Source organism: Streptomyces sp. NPDC005799, from assembly GCF_040630525.1.
GTDB classification, from domain to species: Bacteria; Actinomycetota; Actinomycetes; order Streptomycetales; family Streptomycetaceae; genus Streptomyces; species Streptomyces griseorubiginosus_B.
In genome coordinates this window covers 25,936-44,136 of the sequence record NZ_JBEXXQ010000059.1, presented here as the reverse complement: position 1 = coordinate 44,136, position 18,201 = coordinate 25,936, and the positions used below count along the sequence as shown (strand labels likewise).

The following is an 18,201-nucleotide window of genomic DNA, read 5'->3' as shown; positions in this document are numbered from 1 at the left end:
TCGCCCTCGAAATCACCTCTGACCTGCATGTTTCCTGGAATGGCTCAAACCGCACGCCTTTCCGATGACGCACCACGTGGAGTGCGTGGCGATTCTGGAGCCGGCTGCACAGGGCTCCTGAGTCGCGGTTTTGGCAAAGTGCGCGGACTACGGCGGGGCGCACCCGCAGGTGCGGCCCGCCGTAGGGGTCGGTCAGCGTATGGAGTTGGCGGCGGCGACGATGGCTCGGTCGACCGCTGCGGGGCTGATCGACGGAACGTCGTGGCCCGAGCGGGTGTAGGTGATGTGGGCGCCCACGCGCTTGGCCTCGAACTTCTGGGCGGCCGTCGGAACGGCGTGGTCCTCGGTCGAGATGACCGCCCACTTCGGCGTCTTCGCCGGCGGATCGACCGTGGCCTTGTCGGTGAACGCCGAGAGGGCGATGGGTTCCTGGGTCACCGAGGCGGTGCGGATGGCGGACGCCGACAGCCCGTTGCCGTACACGGTCCCGAACTTCTCGGGCTTGAGGTACACGTCGGTGTCACCGCCGGGCAGGGGGACGGTGCGGAAGTTCTCCGCAGTGAGTTGCGACCCGGGGAACTGTCCGATCAGGGCGCCGGCGGATTCTCCCGCCTTGGGGATGAGAGCGGCCACGTACACGAGGGCTTTGACGTTCGGTGTCTTCGCGGCGACCTGGCTGATGACCTCTCCCGCGTAGGAGTGGCCGACCAGCACCACGGGACCCTTGACGGTCTTGAGCTGTGCCTCGACATAGGCGCTGTCGAAGGGCAGGCCGCGCAGCGGGGTGTCGATCGCGTAGACCGGGTAGCCGTGGCCCCGCAGGTAGCCGATCTCGCTGTTCCAGCTGGAGGAGTCGGCGAACGCCCCGTGGACCAGGACCACCGTCGGCTTCGCGCGGTGCGCCGGCTGCGCGGTGACGGTGTGATCGATCGTCCCGGGCGTGACGGCGCTCGCGTTCGTCACGGCCAGTGAAGCCACGACTGCAGCACTCACCAGTCCGGCAGCCGCAAGTGCTCTGGTGCGGGCGGTGGATTTCATGTGTTGTTCTTCCTCTCGAGCCGTTCAGTCGAATCTCGCGACAACGACTCTGGCGGACATTTCTTTCGGTCCGCCAATGCCGATCCTGCTTCCCTCCATGCCGATCCGGAATGAGAAGGCGGACCATCATGGTTCGTCATGCCCGATCGGCATGACGGGTGAGGGAATCGGCATTGGCGTGTCGAGTGCGGGGCCGTGATGATCTGCGGAGACGGAACTCAGGACGCGAATTGAAGAGGTCTCAGAACATGCCGAGCACTCAATGGCGTGAGGTACTCCTGCCGGACGAGAGCACCCAGCATGCGGAGCAGATACACGTTTTCAGTGAACTGCAACGCAAGCGACTGAAAGAGCATGGGCACGGGCGAGCGCTGCACCGCAGTCAAGTGGCCGCTCTCAAGGCCGCGTTGGCGGTGGAGGAGGATCTTCCCGACTATGCGAGGCAAGGGATTTTCGCCTCTCCCGCGGTCTTTGACGCACATGTACGGCTGTCCAACGGAAACTTCTCCGTCGACCGGGCTCCTGACATCCGCGGGTTCGCGATCAAGGTGCTCGGGGCCTCCACGCCGACGTCCGCCGATGTCGAGCAGAACTTCACCTTTGTCAGTCAGGAGACCCTGCGGGTCAGCGGCAGCGCGGATGTCGTCGGAATCGTCGATCTCTCCACGAGTGGGCCGGGAGCCGCGCTCCGTAAGGCCGCGACCAATCCACGGCTCACCCGCAGCGCTTTCGCGAACGTCCGGGACATGGTGAAGCCGTTCAGCGGATTCGCCACGCACGACTTCTTCAGCATCATGCCCATCGCGTTCGGTGACTACGCGGCCCGGTTGAAGCTGTGCGCCGCCTCGACGACGATCAACAAGGAAGCCCGTAAGGACCTGGCCGCCGACATCTACGGGCGACTCGCGGACGACGATCTGGAGTTCCTTCTCCAGGCCCAGTTCTTCGAGGACGAGAGCCGTACGCCGATCGAGGACTCCTCGGTCCGCTGGGACGCGCCGTGGCTCACCGTGGCGCGGCTGCGTCTGCCTCGGCAGGCCCCGGACGACGAACTGGCCGAGACCGTCGAGAAGAGCAGCTTCAACCCCTGGATCGCGGCAACGGAGCATCGGCCCCTGGGAGAGTTGATGCGTGCCCGCCGGGCGGCCTACGCGCTGAGCTGGCGCAATCGGGACGGTGCTCCCTGACATTCTGTCCGGCTGTCCGGCTGTTCGATACCGAAGCCGTCCCGGTGTGCCGCGACGGGGTGTGGCTACGATTGGCCTCATGGATCTCGACTTACGCCGGGTGCGCTACTTCGTGGCCGTGGCCGAGGAGTGCAGCTTCGTGCGGGCTGCGAGCCGCCTCTACATGACCCAGCCGGCGCTCAGCCGTCAGATCCGGGCGTTGGAGGAGGACTTGGGCGTGGTCCTCTTCCTGCGGGACCGGCAGGGCACCGTACTGACGCGGGCGGGACACCAGTTGCTGGAGGACGCCCGGCCGATGCTGGCGATGTCACAGGCGGTGCAGCAGCGGGTGCGGACGGCGCACCGGGAGGTGAACCAGTTCACCATCGGCTTCATGCCGGGTGTCGTCGTCACCTCCATCGTGCGGGAGTTCGCCCGGATGGCGCCGCAGCTCGACATCGAGGTCGTGCACACGTCGATCACCGACCAGGTCGACTTCCTGATCGACGGGCGGGTCGACGTCTGCTACGTCCGACTGCCGTTGCCCGAGGGCATGTTCGAGGTGGTTCCGCTCTTTCCGGAGCCGCGCGTGGTGGCGTTGTCGAGTGACCATCCGCTCGCGGAACTCAAGGCGGTGCACGTCGAGGACCTGCGCGACATGGCCCTGCTGCAGGATCCGCGGGACGTGCCGGAATGGCGCGGTCGTGTCCCGCGCGATCCGGTGGCGTCGCCGGGGGACGGCGGGCGCTTCCCGGCGACGATCGAGGAATGCCTGGAGGCCGTGGCCTTCGGCTCCGGGTGCTATGTCATGCCGGCCGGCATGGCCGGCTTCTACCGTCGGGACGACGTCGTCTACCTGACGTTGGAGGGCGTTGCCCCGCGCATGGTCGCGCTGGCCTACTCCAAGCACCGGACCATGCCGGAGCTGCTCCAGTTCGCCGAGCTCTCGCGCCGCATGCTCGGCCCCGGCCCGGACTGACACCCGGGCCCCGACCCGATCACCGAGCAGACGGAATGCGCGCGGGCCGCAAGGACGGGTCGGTGTCACATGGGTGTCCTTGGCGGTGTCTTCATGGCGAACGGCCGACAGGGCCATGGACGAGGAGGACACCGTGACGTTGCGTGTGCCGAAGGCGGAGCTCGCGCCGGAGCTCAGGGACGCTCTGGTCGAGCAGCTCGGGGCCGTGCCCGAGCCCGTGGAAGTGCTGTGGAACCACCCCGAACTCGCCGAGGCCAACCAGAAGTTCGCGGCCCGGGTAGCGGAGTGCGAGGCCGCCGACGCGAGCCTGAAGACGTTCGCGCACATGGCGGTGGCGGCCCAGGTCGGCTGCGGCTGGTGTCTGGACGTCAACTACTTCCACGCCCTGAACCAGAAGCTGGACCTCAACAAGGCGAGCCAGGTGCCGCGCTGGCGGGAGGCGGAGGTGTTCACGCCGCTGGAGCGGGACGTGCTGAAGTACGCCGAGGCGATGACGAACACGCCCCCGACCGTCACCGACGACCTGTCCGCGAGGCTGCTGGAGCGGCTCGGTCCGGCGGCGCTGGTCGAACTCACCGTGTTCATCGGCTTCGCCAACCTGGCGGCCAGGTGCAACCTCGCGCACGGCATCGCCTCGCAGGGCTACTCCGACGCCTGCGGGATCCCGCTCGCGAGCCGTCCGGGGAAGCCGGCCGCATGACCGAGGACGCCTTCGTCGCCCACCGCGGCCTGCTGTTCACCGTCGCCTACGAGATGCTCGGCTCGGCGGCCGACGCGGAGGACGTGCTGCAGGAGTCCTGGCTGCGCTGGGCCGACGTCGACCGGACGCGGGTGCGCGACCCGCGCGCCTATCTGGTGCGGACCGTGACCCGGCAGGCCCTCAACCGGCTGCGGTCGCTGGCGCGCAGCCGTGCGGAGTACGTCGGGGAGTGGCTGCCCGAACCCCTGCTGACCAGCCCGGACGTCGCCGAGGACGTAGAGCTCGCCGAGAGCGTGTCGATCGCGATGCTCACCGTGCTGGAGACGCTCGGGCCGACCGAGCGGGCGGTGTTCGTGCTGCGTGAGGTCTTCGAGCTGCCGTACGGCGAGATCGCGCAGGCGGTGGGGAAGTCCGCGGCGGCGGTGCGGCAGATCGCGCGCCGGGCCCGGGAGCACGTGGCCGCGCGGCGGCCGCGGACCCGGGTGAGCCCGGCGGAGCAGCGGGCCGTGGTCGAGCGGTTCCTGGCCGCCCTGCGCACCGGGCGTGTGCGGGAGCTCATGGAGGTCCTCGCGCCGGACGTGGTCCTGGTCGCCGACGGCGGCGGACTGGCCGGCGCCGCTCCGGCCCCCGTGCAGGGCGCCGAGCCGGTGGCACGGCTGCTCGCCCGCCCCGACCGGGTGGTGTCGGCGGTGTGGCTCAACGGCTCGCCCGCGGGCCGCGTCGAACTGGCCGGCCGGTCGGCCGCGGTGAGCCTGGTGGTGGAGAACGGGCGGATCACCCGGATCCACGCCGTGGCGAACCCGGAGAAGCTGACACGGCTCGACGAACCGGCCGAACTGGCCAGGTAGGTCCCCGCACGAACGGCCGGGCCGGCCCTGATGGGCCGGCCCGGGCGTCTGTGACCTACAGCGGGATCAGGCGATGTCGAAGCGGTCCGCGTTCGAGACCTTGACCCAGGCCGACACGAAGTCCTTCACGAACTTCTCCTTCGCGTCGTCGCTCGCGTAGACCTCGGCCAGCGCGCGCAGCTCGGAGTTCGAGCCGAAGACCAGGTCGGCGCGGCTGCCCGCCCACTTGAGCTCGCCCGTGACGTCGTCGCGGCCCTCGAAGGTGTTCTGGTCCTCCGAGGTCGCCCGCCAGGTGGTGCCCAGGTCGAGCAGGTTGACGAAGAAGTCGTTCGTCAGGGAACCCGGGGTCTGGGTGAGGACACCGAGCTGCGAGTTCTGGTAGTTGGCGCCCAGGACACGCAGACCGCCGACCAGGACGGTCATCTCGGGCGCGCTCAGGCCCAGCAGGTTCGCCTTGTCCAGCAGCAGGTACTCGGCCGGCAGCCGGTTGCCCTTGCCCAGGTAGTTGCGGAAGCCGTCCGCGGTGGGCTCCAGCGCCTCGAAGGACTCGGCGTCGGTGTGCTCCTCCGTGGCGTCCACCCGGCCCGGGGTGAAGGGCACCTCGATCTCGTGACCGCCGTCCTTGGCGGCCTTCTCGATCGCGGCGGCACCGCCGAGGACGATCAGGTCGGCCAGGGAGACCTTCTTCGCGCCGGAGTTCGCGTTGAACTCCTGCTGGACGCCCTCGAGGACGCGCAGCACCTGCGCCAGCTCGTCGGGCTCGTTGACCTCCCAGCCGGCCTGCGGCTGCAGACGGATCCGGGCGCCGTTGGCACCGCCGCGCTTGTCGCTGTTGCGGAAGGTGGAGGCGGAGGCCCACGCGGTGGACACCAGCTGCGCGACGGACAGACCCGAGTCGAGCAGCTTGGCCTTGAGGGCCGTGACGTCGGCGGCGTCGATGAGCTCGCCCTCGCGCTCCGGCAGCGGGTCCTGCCAGATCAGCGTCTCCGCCGGGACCTCCGGGCCGAGGTACAGCGACTTCGGGCCCATGTCACGGTGGGTCAGCTTGAACCAGGCGCGGGCGAAGGCGTCCGCGAACTGGTCGGGGTTTTCGTAGAAGCGGCGCGAGATCTGCTCGTAGACCGGGTCGAACCGCAGCGAGAGGTCGGTGGTGAGCATGGTGGGCAGGCGCTTCTTCGACGGGTCGTGCGCGTCGGGGATGATCGCCTCGGCGTCCTTCGCGACCCACTGCTTCGCACCGGCCGGGCTCTCGGTGAGCTCGTACTCGTACTCGAAGAGGTTCTTGAAGAAGCCGTTGCTCCACTGGGTCGGCGTGGCGGTCCAGGTGACCTCCAGGCCGGACGTGATCGCGTCGCCGCCCTTGCCGGTGCCGTAGGTGCTCTTCCAGCCCAGGCCCTGCTGCTCGATCGGCGCGGCCTCGGGGTCGGCGCCGACGTGGTCCGCCGGGCCGGCACCGTGGGTCTTGCCGAAGGTGTGGCCGCCGGCGATCAGGGCGACGGTCTCCTCGTCGTCCATCGCCATGCGGCGGAACGTCTCGCGGATGTCGCGGGCCGCGGCGACCGGGTCCGGGTTGCCGTTCGGGCCCTCGGGGTTGACGTAGATGAGGCCCATCTGGACCGCGCCGAGCGGGCTCTCCAGCTCACGGTCGCCGGTGTAGCGCTGGTCGTCCAGCCAGACCTTCTCGGGACCCCAGTACACGTCCTCCTCGGACTCCCAGACGTCCTCGCGGCCGCCGCCGAAGCCGAAGGTCTCGAAGCCCATGGACTCAAGAGCGACGTTGCCGGCGAGGATCATCAGGTCGGCCCAGGACAGGCTCTTGCCGTACTTCTTCTTCACCGGCCACAGCAGACGGCGCGCCTTGTCCAGGTTGCCGTTGTCCGGCCAGCTGTTGAGCGGGGCGAAGCGCTGCTGACCGGCGCCGGCGCCGCCGCGGCCGTCGCTGATGCGGTAGGTGCCCGCGCTGTGCCAGGCCATACGGATCATGAACGGGCCGTAGTGACCGAAGTCGGCCGGCCACCAGTCCTTGGAGTCCGTGAGCACCTCGGCGATGTCCTGCTTCACGGCCGCGAGGTCGAGGCCCTGGAACGCCTCGGCGTAGTCGAAGTCCTCACCGAGCGGGTTGGCCACCGCGGGGTTCTTGGCAAGGATCTTCAGGTTGAGCTTCTCCGGCCACCACTGGCGGTTTCCACCGCCCTGGGTGGGGTGCAGGGCGCGGTCGTGCGCCACCGGGCACTTCGCCTCTGCGGCGGGGGTGTTCTCAGACATGCGAATCCTTCCGGGTGTTCGGTGCTCAGGCCGTGCGTGCGGTGGAACAGTCGGGACACAGGCCCCAGTAGATGACCTCGGCCTCGTCGATCGCGAAACCGCGGTCGTCGGACGCGGTGAGGCAGGGTGCGTGACCCACCGCGCAGTCGACGTCGAAGACGGCGCCGCAGGACCGGCACACCAGGTGGTGGTGGTTGTCCCCGACCCTGCCCTCGAACCGTGCGGGGCTGCCCGGCGGTTCGATGCGGCGTACGAGGCCCGCCGTGGTGAGCGCGTTGAGGGCCTCGTACACGGCTTGCAGTGATATGTGGCCGACCCGGGTCCGCACGCCCGAGGCGATGGCCTCGGCGTCGAGATGGTCACCGTCCCGGACGGTCTCGAGCAGTGCGACGCGGGCGGCCGTCACCCGCAGGCCGGCACCGCGCAGCTCATCGGCGGTGGACGCTGGCTGGGGTGTGGTCATGGCGGCCAACCTACCCCCATAAACACGAACGTTTCAAGAAAACGAGGAGTACAAGTTTGGTGTCGCCCGGGTGACCTCCGGCTCCACGCGCCGGCCGTTCCCCGCACATCCCCGCAGTTCAAGGGGTTCGCGGCACTGTTCACGCCTGCGGGTGAATCCGTGAATGGATGTCCGGCCGCCACGGCGGCGGCCTGCGGCAGCGCGCGTCAGGGGTGACGCGCGCTGCCGCTGTGGCTCGTCGTGGGACATGTCCTGCTCGCCGCCGGCGGTCTGGCCTCCTGGACCGCATGCATGGCGGGCGGGGTGCGCGGCACGGCCTGGGCGGCCTGCGGCCAGAGCAGCGCGAGCAAGGCCAGGCCGCCGACGTACAGGGCGAGGGCGAGATAGCCGGTCCAGCGGGCGGTGATCCAGGCCGTGTGGACGGTCTCGGAGGGTTGCGGAACCGGCGGCGCCGAGGAGCCGGAGGGCTTCGCGGTCAGCGGGAAGGAGAGCGCCCCGGACGTGGAATGCCCGTCCTCCATGTCGAGAACCTGCCCATCCAGGACGAGGCGGTCCTGGCCTGAGGTCTTCGGGACGGTGACCTCAACGGCCTTGTCGCCGCCGCCGCGGATCACACCCAGCGGCCTCCCGGACGCCCTGATGTGGACGTCCGCCGGGTCGACCGGCTCGCTGAAGCGCAGCGTCACGGTCGCCGGGGTGCGGGCGAGCCGGGCGCCGTTGTCCGGGGTCGAGGACATGAGTTCCGTGTGCGCCGACGCGGGCGGCGCGGCGAGCAGCAGGGCGGCGAGGGCGGCCAGGACGGCGGTGAGCAGGGACGGGGCGCGGCGTCTCACGGCAGTACCCCCGGCAGCACCGAGGGCGAGGCGGCGACGCCGACGCAGAGGGAGGAGGACGGGGAGAGGGACGAAGCGGGGGACGGGGGACGCCGGGGCCGGGGCCGGGGCGAGCAGGCTGTCCAGCAGGCCCGTCACCGGGCTGACAACGCCGTTCAACAGCGGCTGGACCAGCCGGACTTCGCCTTCCCCGCAACTGTCCGGGGCTGAGGGGGAGGGGGTCGGTTTCGGGGAGGGCGAGGGCGCGGGAGAGGGCGACTCCTGTCCCGCGCCGCCGGTTCCGCCCGTACCGTGGCCGCTTTCCCCGCCGGAGGTTTGGTCGGCGACGGGAATTCCGGCGCCGCTGTCGCCCGCCGGATAATCGCCCGCCGAATCGAGCCCTAGGTGTGGGTGTGCAACTCGACGCAGCACGCGCCCGGTCGGGGTGTCAGTACCGCGGTGGTGTCGGTGTTGCCGGAGGCGGCCAGGCAGCCGGCGAGGAAGGCGTGGTTCATGCCGCAGATCAGGTCGGGGGCCTGGGCGGCGACCGGGTGGAACGGGCAGTTGTGCAGCACCGTGCGGCCGGAACCGGCGTCGGACGGCTCGAACCCGAGGGATTCCAGAATCGCCATGACGTCCCCGCCGGGGGTCTCCGCGCCCAGGGCCTCGCCCCGCTCCCGGGCGACCCGGAGCGACGACTCCCGGGCGCTCTCGCCGGGCCGCTGTGCCGTCAGTGCCTCGGTCAGCAGGGAGGCCAGCAGGTCGTGGCGGCGCGGGGGGAGGCTCAGGGAGAGGGTCTCGGGGCTGGGCTCGTACACCTTCGGGGCGCGGCCGACCCGGCGCGGGCCGTGGCCGCCGTGGCGCGCCTGCAGCAGGCCCGACGTGACCAGCTTGTCCAGGTGGAAGGCGGCCAGCTTGCGGGAGATCCCCACCGCCGCGGACGCCTCTTCCCTGGTCACCGGGCGTCTGGCCCGCCGAACGTAGTCGAGCAGCCGGCGCCGGGACTCGTCGCCGAGGACGGCGAGCGCGGCGGCCGTGGCATCGGGGTTCACCGCTTCACCGTAACTCCGTCGAGTGGACTTGCTTGACCTCCCGCCAAATAAGACCAACACTTGTTGGTGAAATACCTCATAGGCGAGGTGGGTCCATGACGGTCGACAGTGAGCTCGGGCAGGCGAAGCAGCCGGTCAGCGGTGCGTTGGCGGGGCCGTACGGGCACCCGTTCCATCCGATCCTGGTGACCGTGCCGATCGGGGCCTGGGTGTGCAGCCTGGTCTTCGACCTCGCCTCCAAGATCGTCGGGCGGCCGGGTTTCCTGACCCATGGATCGGCCTGGCTGATCGCGATCGGGGTGCTCGGGGCCCTGGTCGCGGCCTGCGTCGGCTTCCTCGACCTGTTCGCCATCCCCACCGGCACGCCCGCCTTTCGTACGGGCCTGGCGCACATGGGGCTGAACCTCGCCGTGACCGCCGCCTACGCGGCCGGTTTCCTCTGGCGCCAGAGCGACGGCTACGCGGGAGGGCAGAGTGTCGGCAACGGCCAGCTGACGCTCTCCGCCGTCGCTCTGGCCACCCTCGGCGTCTCCGGCTACCTCGGCGGCAAGCTCGCCTACCGGTACGGCGTCCGGGTGGCCGCCGAGTCCGTGCAGGCCGAGGGCTACCGCAGTAGCCGTACGACCCCCTGACCAGAACCGCCACCGGAGCCGGACGTGGACATCGCCGCCCTCGTCGCCTGGATCGTCACCGCCCTCGGCGGATTCGTCCTCCTCGGCCGCTGGATCTCCGGCGGCGGTCTGCGCCAGCAGCAGTCGAGGACGGCGCGCTTCCCCGCGCCGCGGCACACCATGTTCGCCCGCTGGATCCCCGTCTACCGCACGGCCCCGACGACCGTCGACGAGCCGACTTCCGCCGAACGCCACCTCCCCGCCCCCGTGGTGGCCGCCCACGGCCTCGTCGCCGCCGCGACCCTGGTCCTCGTACTGCTGGCGGCACTGGATATCGGCGGCAGCCAGAGCCCGCCGGCCGGTCAGCGGATCGGCTGACGGGGGGTGTGCTCCGTCTCGAAGGGAGGAGCGGTGGAGTTGGGCGGGGCCCGGGAGTGTCGGGGAGCCCGCGAGTCGGGCGGAGCACGAGGGCCGGGGCGGGGGCCGAGAGTGAGAAAGGGGACCGTGGATCCCGGCGGGGTCCCCTGCGCCGGGATCCGCAACGGGTGTGCAGCAAGGCCCGCTTGGCGCGATGCCGGAGACGGCCGAGTACATGCTGATCCGGGACGGGGCCGAGGCGTTGACGACGGCCGGGTGGCCGCGGCGGCACGGGTGTCGGTCGGCTCGCCGTACCCGTGCCTGCCCGACCGGGAAGGGATCGGAGCCCGGGAGCGGGGCGGAGCCCGCGTACGCGGTCCTCGCCTTCGGCGACTCGTCGTACGACGACTTCTGCGGCCACGGCCGCCGCCTGGACCAGCGTCTGGACGAGTTGGGCGCGCTGCGGCTCGCCTCGTGCACCGACTGCGAGCCGGACTACGAGGACGGTACGTGCGGGACGTGTACTGACTACGCTGGGTGCATGCGAGACCTGGCGGACACGGCACAACAGTGGGCGGCCGAAGGCCGTGCGGCGGTACTCGCGCGGCCCCTCACCGAGCGCGGGTTCGGGGCGCGGCAGCCGGCCGACGCGATGCTGATCGACGCGGACGGGCAGTGCCACGGGCGGCTGTACCGGGGCGCCTTCGACCAGCGGCTCGTCGCCGAGGCCTGTGCGGTGCCGCCCGGGCACACGGCGCGCGTGTGCGAGGTGGCCGTGCACCAGGAGGGCGTGGCCCGGGCGGGGCTGACCTGCGGGGGACAGGCCGAGATCCTGATGCAGCCGCTGGGCGCCGTACCGGCCCGGTGGTGGAAGCTGCTCGGGGCGGGGGCCGACGTCGCGCTCGTCACCTGGCTGGACGAGGGGCGGACGCACGCGGTCAGCACCGTGGTGACGCCGGACGAGGCCGTGGACGGGCCGGACGTGCCGCCGCAGGCCGCGGTGCAGGCGCGTTCCCTGCTCGCCCGCTACCGGGCCGGACGTGAGGTGCACGCGGCCGACGCCGGGCTCGTCCTCATCGAGACCTGCCCCTCCGTACCGCACCTCGTCGTCGTCGGCGGTGGCGAACTCGCCGAACTCCTGGTCGCCCAGGCGGCGTTGCTGGGCTGGCCGGCCACGGTGACGAGGTCCGCGCGGGACGCCGCCGAGCTGCTCGCCGAGCATCCGGCCGCCGCCTGTCTGGTCATGCTGAGCCATGAGCCCGACGTGGACGTCCCCATTCTGCGCACCGCCCTGACCTCGGGCATCCCGTACGTCGGCGCCCTCGGCTCCCGCCACACCCAGGCCCGCCGCGCCGCCGCCCTGCTGGAGACGGGCCTGACCGAAGCGGACCTGGCCCGCGTGCACGGCCCCATCGGCCTGGACATCGGCGCCCGTACCCCGGCGGAGACGGCACTGGCGATCTGCGCCGAGGTGCTGACGGCGTTGGACGGTCCGGAGTGAGCGCGACCAGGGGCCGGCGCGGACGTCGGCCCCTCCGGGCGCTCAGCCCTTGCCGAGGAGCTTGTTCATCTCGGTGATCTCGGCGGTCTGGCCCTTGACGATGTCGCCGGCCATGGACTTCGCCGGACCGTAGGAGCCCTTGGTCTGCTCCGTCCCGGCCATCTTCACGGCGCCCTCGTGGTGCTCGACCATCATGGTCAGGAACATGGTGTCGAAGTCCTTGCCGGACGCCTTCTCCAGCATGGTCATGTCCTTGGGATCCATCATCCCGGCCATGTCGGAGCCCGAGCCGTGGTCCATGCCGGGCATGGAGTCCATCGAGTCCATGGAGGCGCCGGAGGCGGGCACCTTCTCGTTCCAGGCCGTCAGCCAGCCGGACATGGTCTTGATCTCCGGGTCCTGCGCCTTCTCGATCCGCGCGGCGAGGTCCTTGACCTGGGCGGAGGAGGCCTTTCCGGCGGCGAGGCGGGCCATCTCCAGGGCCTGCTGGTGGTGCGGGATCATGCCCTGCGCGAAGGAGACGTCCTGGGCGTTGTGCGCGTCGGCGCCGGTGGACGACGAGGCGGACGCGGCCGCGTGGCCGCCGCTGTCGCTCCCGCTGTCATGGTCGTTGCCGCAGGCGGCGAGGGTGACGGCCGCGGTGAGGGCGGTCACCGCCAGGGCGGTACGGCGGACGAGGTACGTACGGGTGTTGCGCATGCTGGAACTCCTGCTGATGCGTGTCGCGCTGTCGCGCGTGAAGGGATCTGGACGTGCCGGAGCGCACCGCGGGCGCGGTGCAGCGTGGTGTCTAGATCCGCAGGAGTTGGAGTTCCGCCAGGGAGGGCGGGGCGCGGGCGCCGTCCGGGGCCGTGCCGGCGTACCGGCAGGGGATGTCGGCACGCGCGGGGACGGTCACCGGGTCGGGTGTCGGGGCCGGCAGGGTCGGTCCGCCGCTGACCGCCGCCGACGCGCAGGTCCGGTCGGCGTGCTGGAGGTGGCCGCCGCCGCAGTCGTCGCCCGAGCAGCCGCCGTGCGGGTCGGCCACCACTGACGTGTGCCCGGCGGCGGAGTGCGTCTCCATGCCACCGCCGGGAGCGAGGGCGTGCATGCCCAACAGCCCCGCCAGCAGCCCGAGCACAACAAGCGCCCGCCACCCCACGGAGGGTGGCGCACCGCGTTCCTGTGCACGAGCTGTCATGGCGCCTCATCGTACGCAGACGACCCGGCCGCCGTTCACCCCGGCCCGGCCGTCCAGGTGATCCGCGGCGGCACCACCCGCGCGCACACAGGCAGGCCCCGCTCGTCCGACAGCCCGAGCCTGCCCACCAGCAGTCCCTCGCGCACGGCGGTGTCCAGCACCTCGGCGGGCACGGCGTCCAGCATCAGCTTGGCCCGCCGGAACAGGGTGAACGCTCCCGAGCCGTCGCCCGTACCCCACGACAGATACACGAACCTGCCCCCGGAACGACCTTGTACATAAGGCCCTTTGACATCCGTACCGGCCGCCGAGGCCACCGCGGTGCACTCCAGCGTCCAGCTCACCGAGCCGGCGTCACCGGGCTGCACCCCGAGCAGTTCGGCGGGCCGGTCCCGACGCTGCACCGCGACACGCACGTCCGAGTACACCGTGTCGCCGCCCTCGGGACCGCAGGTGCGGCCGGGCAGGTCGAAGCCCTCGATGTGGATGCGCAGACCGGCCGCCATGCCGTCACCGCCCCGGTTCGTCAGCTGTGGAGGTCCAGTCTGCACCTGTGGACCGGGGGATCCAGCCGCCGGACCGCCCCCGCCGCATGGCAGGATCGGGCGCCATGACGGCGTCTGCTTCGGTACGCGCGCTGCGCGCGGCGGTGTTCGCCGCGCTGTGCGTGCTGCTCGCGGCCGGGGGACACGTCCTCGCGACCGGCATGGCGCCGCCGGTGTGGGTGCAGGCCGTCGGTTTCCTGCCCCTCTTCGGTGCCGGATGTCTGCTGGGCGGCCGGGAGCGGTCCCTGGCGGCCATCGGCGCCGGCACGCTCACCGCGCAGGGCGGACTGCACCTCGCCTTCGGCGCGCTGCTGCCGCACTCGACGATGCTCATGCACGGCATGCGCATGGACCACACCCACGCCGTGACCCCGCACGCCACCGCCGCGCACGTCGCCGCGGCCCTGGTGCTCACCTGGTGGCTCAGGCGCGGCGAGGCCGCCCTGTGGTCGCTGCTGCGCCGGGCCGCCGCCCTGGTGCCGGGCCTGCTGGCCTGGTGGCGGGTGAGCGGCGGGGCGCCGCTGGTGCCGGACGCGCGCGCCGCCGTACGACCGTGTGCCGGCGGTCCGCGGCCGCTGCGGCGGCTCCTGCTGCGACACGCGGTGCAGCGGCGTGGACCGCCGCCCGGGACTCCGTACCCCGAGCGACCCCAACACACCTTTCCTGTACGGAGATTCACTCACCCATGTCCCGAGTACGCATCACGCTGCGCCGCGCCGGCGCCGTCACCGCCCTGACCGCCGCGGGGCTCCTCGCCGCGGCCGGTGCCGCCTCCGCGCACGTCACCGTCCACCCCGAGAGCTACGCCAAGGGCGCCACGGACGGCCTGCTGACCTTCCGGGTCCCCAACGAGGAGGACACCGCGTCCACCGCCAAGGTGCAGGTCTTCCTGCCCACCGACCATCCCGTCCTGGGCGTCCTCGTCTCCCCGCAGGACGGCTGGACCCCCAAGGTCACCACCACCAAGCTGAAGACGCCGGTGAAGACCGACGACGGCACCATCACCGACGCCGTCTCGGAGATCACCTGGACCGGCGGGAAGATCGCTGCCGGCCAGTACGAGGACTTCAACGTCGCCTTCGGGCAACTGCCGGACAACACAGACCAGTTGACCTTCAAGGCGCTGCAGACGTACTCCGACGGCAAGACCGTCCGCTGGATCGAGGCGGCGGCCTCCGGCGACGAGGAGCCGGAGAACCCGGCGCCGGTGCTGAAGCTGACGGCCAACGGCACGGACGAGGGCGCGAGCAGCACGACGCCGCTGCCGGCCACCTCGAAGAGCTCCACCGGCACCAAGACGACGGCGTCGAGCAGTGACTCCACCGCACGCGGCCTGGGCATCGCCGGGCTGGTCGTCGGTGTACTGGGGCTCGGCGCGGCGGGGTTCGCGCTGGCCCGCGGCCGTAGCGGCGGAACGCCGGCCGAGTAGTGCACGCGAGGGGCGGGGGTCCAAAACCCCCGTCCCGTGCGCGGCTCTCAGCGGCGCAACCCGCGGACCAGCCCCGCCGCGAGGCCCGCGACGCCGGCTCCCGCACCGGCCAGCGCCAGCGCCCTGCCCACCCGCCCGGGCGCGGCCGGACGGACGTCCCGCCCCACTCCGTACGCGCTCCCGAACGCCCCGCCGGGCAGGGCGGACGCCAGCAACTCGGCGACATGAACCGCCTCATGGCCGCCGCTGTCGAGTTCGTGCACCTGCGTCCGGCAGCTGAAGCCGTCCGCGAGCACCACGGTCGACGCGTCCTCCTCCCGCAGCCGGGGCAGCAGCACCCGCTCGGCGCAGGCCTCGCTCACCTCCAGGTGCCCCCGCTCGAACCCGAAGTTGCCGGCCAGCCCGCAGCACCCCGACTCCAGCTGCTCCACGTCGACCCCGGCCCGCCGCAGCAGCTCCTGGTCGGCCTCCCAGCCCAGCACCGCGTGCTGATGGCAGTGCACCTGCGCCACCGCCCGCGCCGACCGGTCCGGCACATGCGGCGGCTCGTACCCGGGGGAGTGCCCGGTCAGCAGCTCGGCCAGCGTCACCGTCCGGTCGCTCAGCCGCCGTACGTCCCGGTCGCCGGGGAACAGCTCGCCCATGTCGGACCGGAACACGGTGGTACAGCTCGGCTCCAGCCCGACCACCAGCCCGCCCGCCCGGACATGTCCGGCCAGATGCCGCACGGTGCGGCTCAACACTCGCTCGGCGATGTCGAGTTGGCCGGTGGAGATCCAGGTCAGCCCGCAGCACAGCGGTTCCTTCGGCAGCTCGACCCGCCAGCCCGCGCGCTCCAGCAGTTCCACGGCGGCCTGACCGATGTGCGGGTGGAAGAAGTTGGTGAAGGTGTCCGGCCAGAGCATCACGCTGCCGCGCGTCCCGTCGCCGTACGTCTCCCGGCGGCCCGCGAACCACTGCTGCAGGGTCCGTCCCGCGAACAGCGGAAGTTCGCGGTCCTCGACCCCGGCGAGCGCGACGGCCGCCTTCGACAGCGGAGGGGTGTGGGTGAGGGCGTTGACGACCGGTCCGAGCCGGGTGCGGCCCACGACCTGGGCGAGGGCCGGCAGCCAGCCCATGGACAGGTCGGAGCGCGGCCGCCGCCAGGGCCGGCCCTCGTAGTGGTGGGAGAGGAACTCCGCCTTGTAGGTGGCCATGTCGACATCGGCCGGGCAGTCCTTCTTGCAGCCCTTGCAGGCCAGGCACAGATCGAGCGCGTCATGTACCGCCTCCGACCGCCAGCCGTCCCGCAGCGTGCTGTCGCCGTGCCCGTCGAGCATCTCGAACAGCAGCCGCGCCCGTCCACGCGTGGAGTGCTCCTCCTCCCGGGTGACCTGGTAGGAGGGACACATCACCGACCCGCCCTTGTTGCTCAGCTGCCGGCACTTGCCCACGCCCACGCACCGGTTGGCGGCCTCGGCGAAGGAGTTGCCGTCGTCGGGGAAGCGGAAGTGCAGCTCGCGCGGGTCGTACGGGGCCCAGTGACCGCCCAGACGCAAATTCTCGTCGAGCTTGTACGGCGCCACGACCTTCCCGGGGTTCATCCGGTCCAGCGGGTCGAAGACGGCCTTCAACTGCCCGAAGGCGGTGACCAGTTCGTCCCCGAACATGCGCGGCAGCAGCTCGCCCCGGCTCTGCCCGTCCCCGTGCTCACCGGAGAGCGAACCGCCGAACTCCACGACCAGGTCGGCCGCCCGCTCCATGAACCGGCGGTAGGCGGTCACCCCGTCCGCGGTGTACAGGTCGAAGGGGATACGGGTGTGCACACAACCCTGCCCGAAGTGCCCGTACAGACTGGGCCCGACGTCGCTGAGGTAGCCGAACTCGTCGAACAGGCGCCGCAGTCGGCGCAGGTAATCGCCGAGCCGGTCCGTCGGCACCGCGGAGTCCTCCCAGCCCTCGAAGGTGTCGGGGTGCTCGGGGACGTGCGCGGTGGCCCCCAGGCCGGCCTCGCGCACCTGCCACAACTGGTCCTCGTGCGTGGGGTCGTCGAGGAAGGCGACGTCTGCTTCGTGCTCGGACTCGTGCAGCCCGTCCAGCATCCGGTGCGCCCGCTCATCGGCCTCCGCATGGGTGTCGGCTCCGAACTGCACCATCAAGTAGGCGTTTCCCTCGGGGAGTTCGGCGAGGGCCTTCTGGTTGAGGCCCTTGATCCGCTCGTCCTTGATCAGCCGCGCGTCGACGCCCTCCAGCGCGATCGGCTCGTACGGCAGGATCGCCGGGACGGCGTCGGCGGCCACGGAGATCTCCGGGAAGCCGAGCACCACCAGCGTGCGTTCCCTCACCACGGGCACCAGTTCCAGCTCTGCCCTGAGGACGGTCACCAGCGTCGACTCGCTGCCGACGAGCAGACCGGCGACGTCGAAGCCGTACTCGGGCAGCAGCGAGTCCAGGTTGTAGCCGGAGACCCGGCGCGGAATGTCCGGGAAGCGCCGGCGGATCTCGTCGCCGTAGTGGTCGCGCAGCGCGCGCAGTCGCCGGTAGACCGCGGCCCGCAGATCGCCCTGCCGCTCGATCTCGGCGTACTCCTCGTCGCTGGTCTCGCCGCACCAGAAGCGGGTGCCGTCGTAGAGCAGCACCTCCAGACGGGCGATGTTGTCGACGACCTTGCCGTACGCCTGGGCGGTGGCGCCGCAGGAGTTGTTGCCGATCATGCCGCCGAGCGTGCAGTTGGCGTGGGTGGCGGGCTCGGGGCCGTAGCGCAGGCCGGTCGGGGCGAGTCGCCGGTTGAGCTCGTCGAGGACGATGCCGGGCTGGACGACACAGGTGCGGGCGTCCGTGTCGACGGACTCCAGACGGTTGCAGTACTTGGTCCAGTCGATCACCACGGCCGTGTTGGTGCACTGCCCGGCGAGGCTCGTGCCACCGCCGCGCGACAGCACGGGCGCGTCGTGCTCGCGCGCCACGGCCACCGCCTCGGCGGCCGCCTCGGGCGTACGGGGCACCACTACGCCGATCGGTGTCTGCCGGAAGTTGGAGGCGTCGGTGGAGTAGGCGGCCCGGCTGCCGGCGTCGAAGCGGACCTCTCCGTCGACCCGCTCTCGCAGCGCGGCCTCGAGCTTCGGCGCGTCGACCGGCGGTGCCGCACCTCCGCGACGGACGACAGGTTCGGGCAGGTCCAACGCGGCCATGGAGCCCTCCTTCGCTCGGCCCGGCGGCAGGTGACGGGACCGCCGGGTACCCCGGCGGTGGCGCGGTCACCCGCGTGCGGGACGG

At 71.5% G+C, this 18,201-nt stretch carries 18 protein-coding genes; 9 read left to right on the top strand and 9 right to left on the bottom strand.

The annotated features are described in order from the left end of the window. Positions 1-192: 192 nt before the first annotated feature. Positions 193-1,038: an alpha/beta hydrolase gene (locus ABZ453_RS40985; protein ID WP_359023522.1), complete on the bottom strand. Its 846-nt coding sequence runs from the start codon at positions 1,036-1,038 to the stop codon at positions 193-195. Positions 1,039-1,424: 386 nt separating this feature from the next. Here ABZ453_RS40985 and ABZ453_RS40980 point away from each other — a divergent pair, with 386 nt between their 5' ends. The 4 genes from ABZ453_RS40980 (at position 1,425) to ABZ453_RS40965 (ending at position 4,731) form a co-directional block, all read left to right on the top strand. Next, on the top strand, positions 1,425-2,225 hold the full coding sequence (locus tag ABZ453_RS40980; RefSeq protein WP_359023520.1) for a hypothetical protein: 801 nt from the start codon (positions 1,425-1,427) through the stop codon (positions 2,223-2,225). A gap of 79 nt (positions 2,226-2,304) precedes the next feature. Next, positions 2,305-3,183 (top strand): LysR substrate-binding domain-containing protein, encoded by an 879-nt coding sequence (locus tag ABZ453_RS40975; protein WP_359023518.1) that lies wholly within the window; start codon positions 2,305-2,307, stop codon positions 3,181-3,183. Between the two features lie 133 nt (positions 3,184-3,316). After that, on the top strand, positions 3,317-3,883 hold the full coding sequence (locus ABZ453_RS40970) for a carboxymuconolactone decarboxylase family protein (RefSeq protein WP_359023516.1): 567 nt from the start codon (positions 3,317-3,319) through the stop codon (positions 3,881-3,883). Further along, positions 3,880-4,731: an RNA polymerase sigma-70 factor gene (locus ABZ453_RS40965; RefSeq protein WP_359023514.1), complete on the top strand. Its 852-nt coding sequence runs from the start codon at positions 3,880-3,882 to the stop codon at positions 4,729-4,731. Before ABZ453_RS40970 ends, ABZ453_RS40965 begins: the two co-directional genes overlap by 4 nt. Positions 4,732-4,797: 66 nt before the next feature. On the opposite strand, the gene katG is transcribed toward ABZ453_RS40965, so the two are convergent. From katG to ABZ453_RS40945, 4 genes are all read right to left on the bottom strand, one after another. Beyond that, positions 4,798-6,996, bottom strand: a complete 2,199-nt coding sequence (katG, locus tag ABZ453_RS40960) for a catalase/peroxidase HPI (RefSeq protein ID WP_359023512.1) — start codon at positions 6,994-6,996, stop codon at positions 4,798-4,800. Positions 6,997-7,021: 25 nt separating this feature from the next. Beyond that, positions 7,022-7,459 (bottom strand): Fur family transcriptional regulator, encoded by a 438-nt coding sequence (locus ABZ453_RS40955; RefSeq protein ID WP_359023510.1) that lies wholly within the window; start codon positions 7,457-7,459, stop codon positions 7,022-7,024. Between the two features lie 206 nt (positions 7,460-7,665). Then, positions 7,666-8,292, bottom strand: a complete 627-nt coding sequence (locus tag ABZ453_RS40950; protein ID WP_359023508.1) for a copper resistance CopC family protein — start codon at positions 8,290-8,292, stop codon at positions 7,666-7,668. Positions 8,293-8,672: 380 nt separating this feature from the next. Then, positions 8,673-9,323 (bottom strand): helix-turn-helix domain-containing protein, encoded by a 651-nt coding sequence (locus ABZ453_RS40945; RefSeq protein WP_359023506.1) that lies wholly within the window; start codon positions 9,321-9,323, stop codon positions 8,673-8,675. Between the two features lie 95 nt (positions 9,324-9,418). On the opposite strand from ABZ453_RS40945, the gene ABZ453_RS40940 reads away from it, so the two are divergent. The 3 genes from ABZ453_RS40940 to ABZ453_RS40930 all read left to right on the top strand — a co-directional run bounded on the left by ABZ453_RS40940 (position 9,419) and on the right by ABZ453_RS40930 (position 11,792). Then, positions 9,419-9,955, top strand: a complete 537-nt coding sequence (locus tag ABZ453_RS40940) for a DUF2231 domain-containing protein (RefSeq protein ID WP_359023504.1) — start codon at positions 9,419-9,421, stop codon at positions 9,953-9,955. A gap of 24 nt (positions 9,956-9,979) precedes the next feature. Further along, complete coding sequence (locus tag ABZ453_RS40935) at positions 9,980-10,312, top strand: hypothetical protein (RefSeq protein WP_359023502.1); 333 nt, start codon at positions 9,980-9,982, stop codon at positions 10,310-10,312. 193 nt (positions 10,313-10,505) lie between these two features. Next, entirely contained in the window at positions 10,506-11,792 is a 1,287-nt protein-coding gene (locus ABZ453_RS40930) for an XdhC family protein (protein WP_359023500.1), read from the top strand. A 42-nt stretch (positions 11,793-11,834) separates the two neighbouring features. Here ABZ453_RS40930 and ABZ453_RS40925 read toward each other — a convergent pair whose 3' ends face one another. The 3 genes from ABZ453_RS40925 to ABZ453_RS40915 form a co-directional block, all read right to left on the bottom strand. After that, positions 11,835-12,491, bottom strand: coding sequence for a DUF305 domain-containing protein (locus ABZ453_RS40925; RefSeq protein WP_359023498.1), 657 nt, complete (start codon positions 12,489-12,491; stop codon positions 11,835-11,837). Positions 12,492-12,582: 91 nt separating this feature from the next. Further along, positions 12,583-12,972 (bottom strand): DUF6153 family protein, encoded by a 390-nt coding sequence (locus tag ABZ453_RS40920; protein ID WP_359023496.1) that lies wholly within the window; start codon positions 12,970-12,972, stop codon positions 12,583-12,585. Positions 12,973-13,007: 35 nt separating this feature from the next. Then, positions 13,008-13,478, bottom strand: coding sequence for a DUF5990 family protein (locus ABZ453_RS40915; RefSeq protein WP_359023557.1), 471 nt, complete (start codon positions 13,476-13,478; stop codon positions 13,008-13,010). A gap of 104 nt (positions 13,479-13,582) precedes the next feature. Here ABZ453_RS40915 and ABZ453_RS40910 point away from each other — a divergent pair, with 104 nt between their 5' ends. Together ABZ453_RS40910 and ABZ453_RS40905 are read left to right on the top strand one after the other, a co-directional pair. Then, on the top strand, positions 13,583-14,254 hold the full coding sequence (locus tag ABZ453_RS40910; protein ID WP_359023494.1) for a hypothetical protein: 672 nt from the start codon (positions 13,583-13,585) through the stop codon (positions 14,252-14,254). Next, positions 14,203-14,946 (top strand): YcnI family protein, encoded by a 744-nt coding sequence (locus ABZ453_RS40905; protein WP_359023492.1) that lies wholly within the window; start codon positions 14,203-14,205, stop codon positions 14,944-14,946. The genes ABZ453_RS40910 and ABZ453_RS40905 overlap by 52 nt, the downstream gene beginning before the upstream one ends. A 47-nt stretch (positions 14,947-14,993) precedes the next feature. On the opposite strand, the gene ABZ453_RS40900 is transcribed toward ABZ453_RS40905, so the two are convergent. Next, positions 14,994-18,116, bottom strand: a complete 3,123-nt coding sequence (locus ABZ453_RS40900) for an FAD-binding and (Fe-S)-binding domain-containing protein (protein ID WP_359023490.1) — start codon at positions 18,114-18,116, stop codon at positions 14,994-14,996. Between the last annotated feature and the right edge of the window lie 85 nt (positions 18,117-18,201).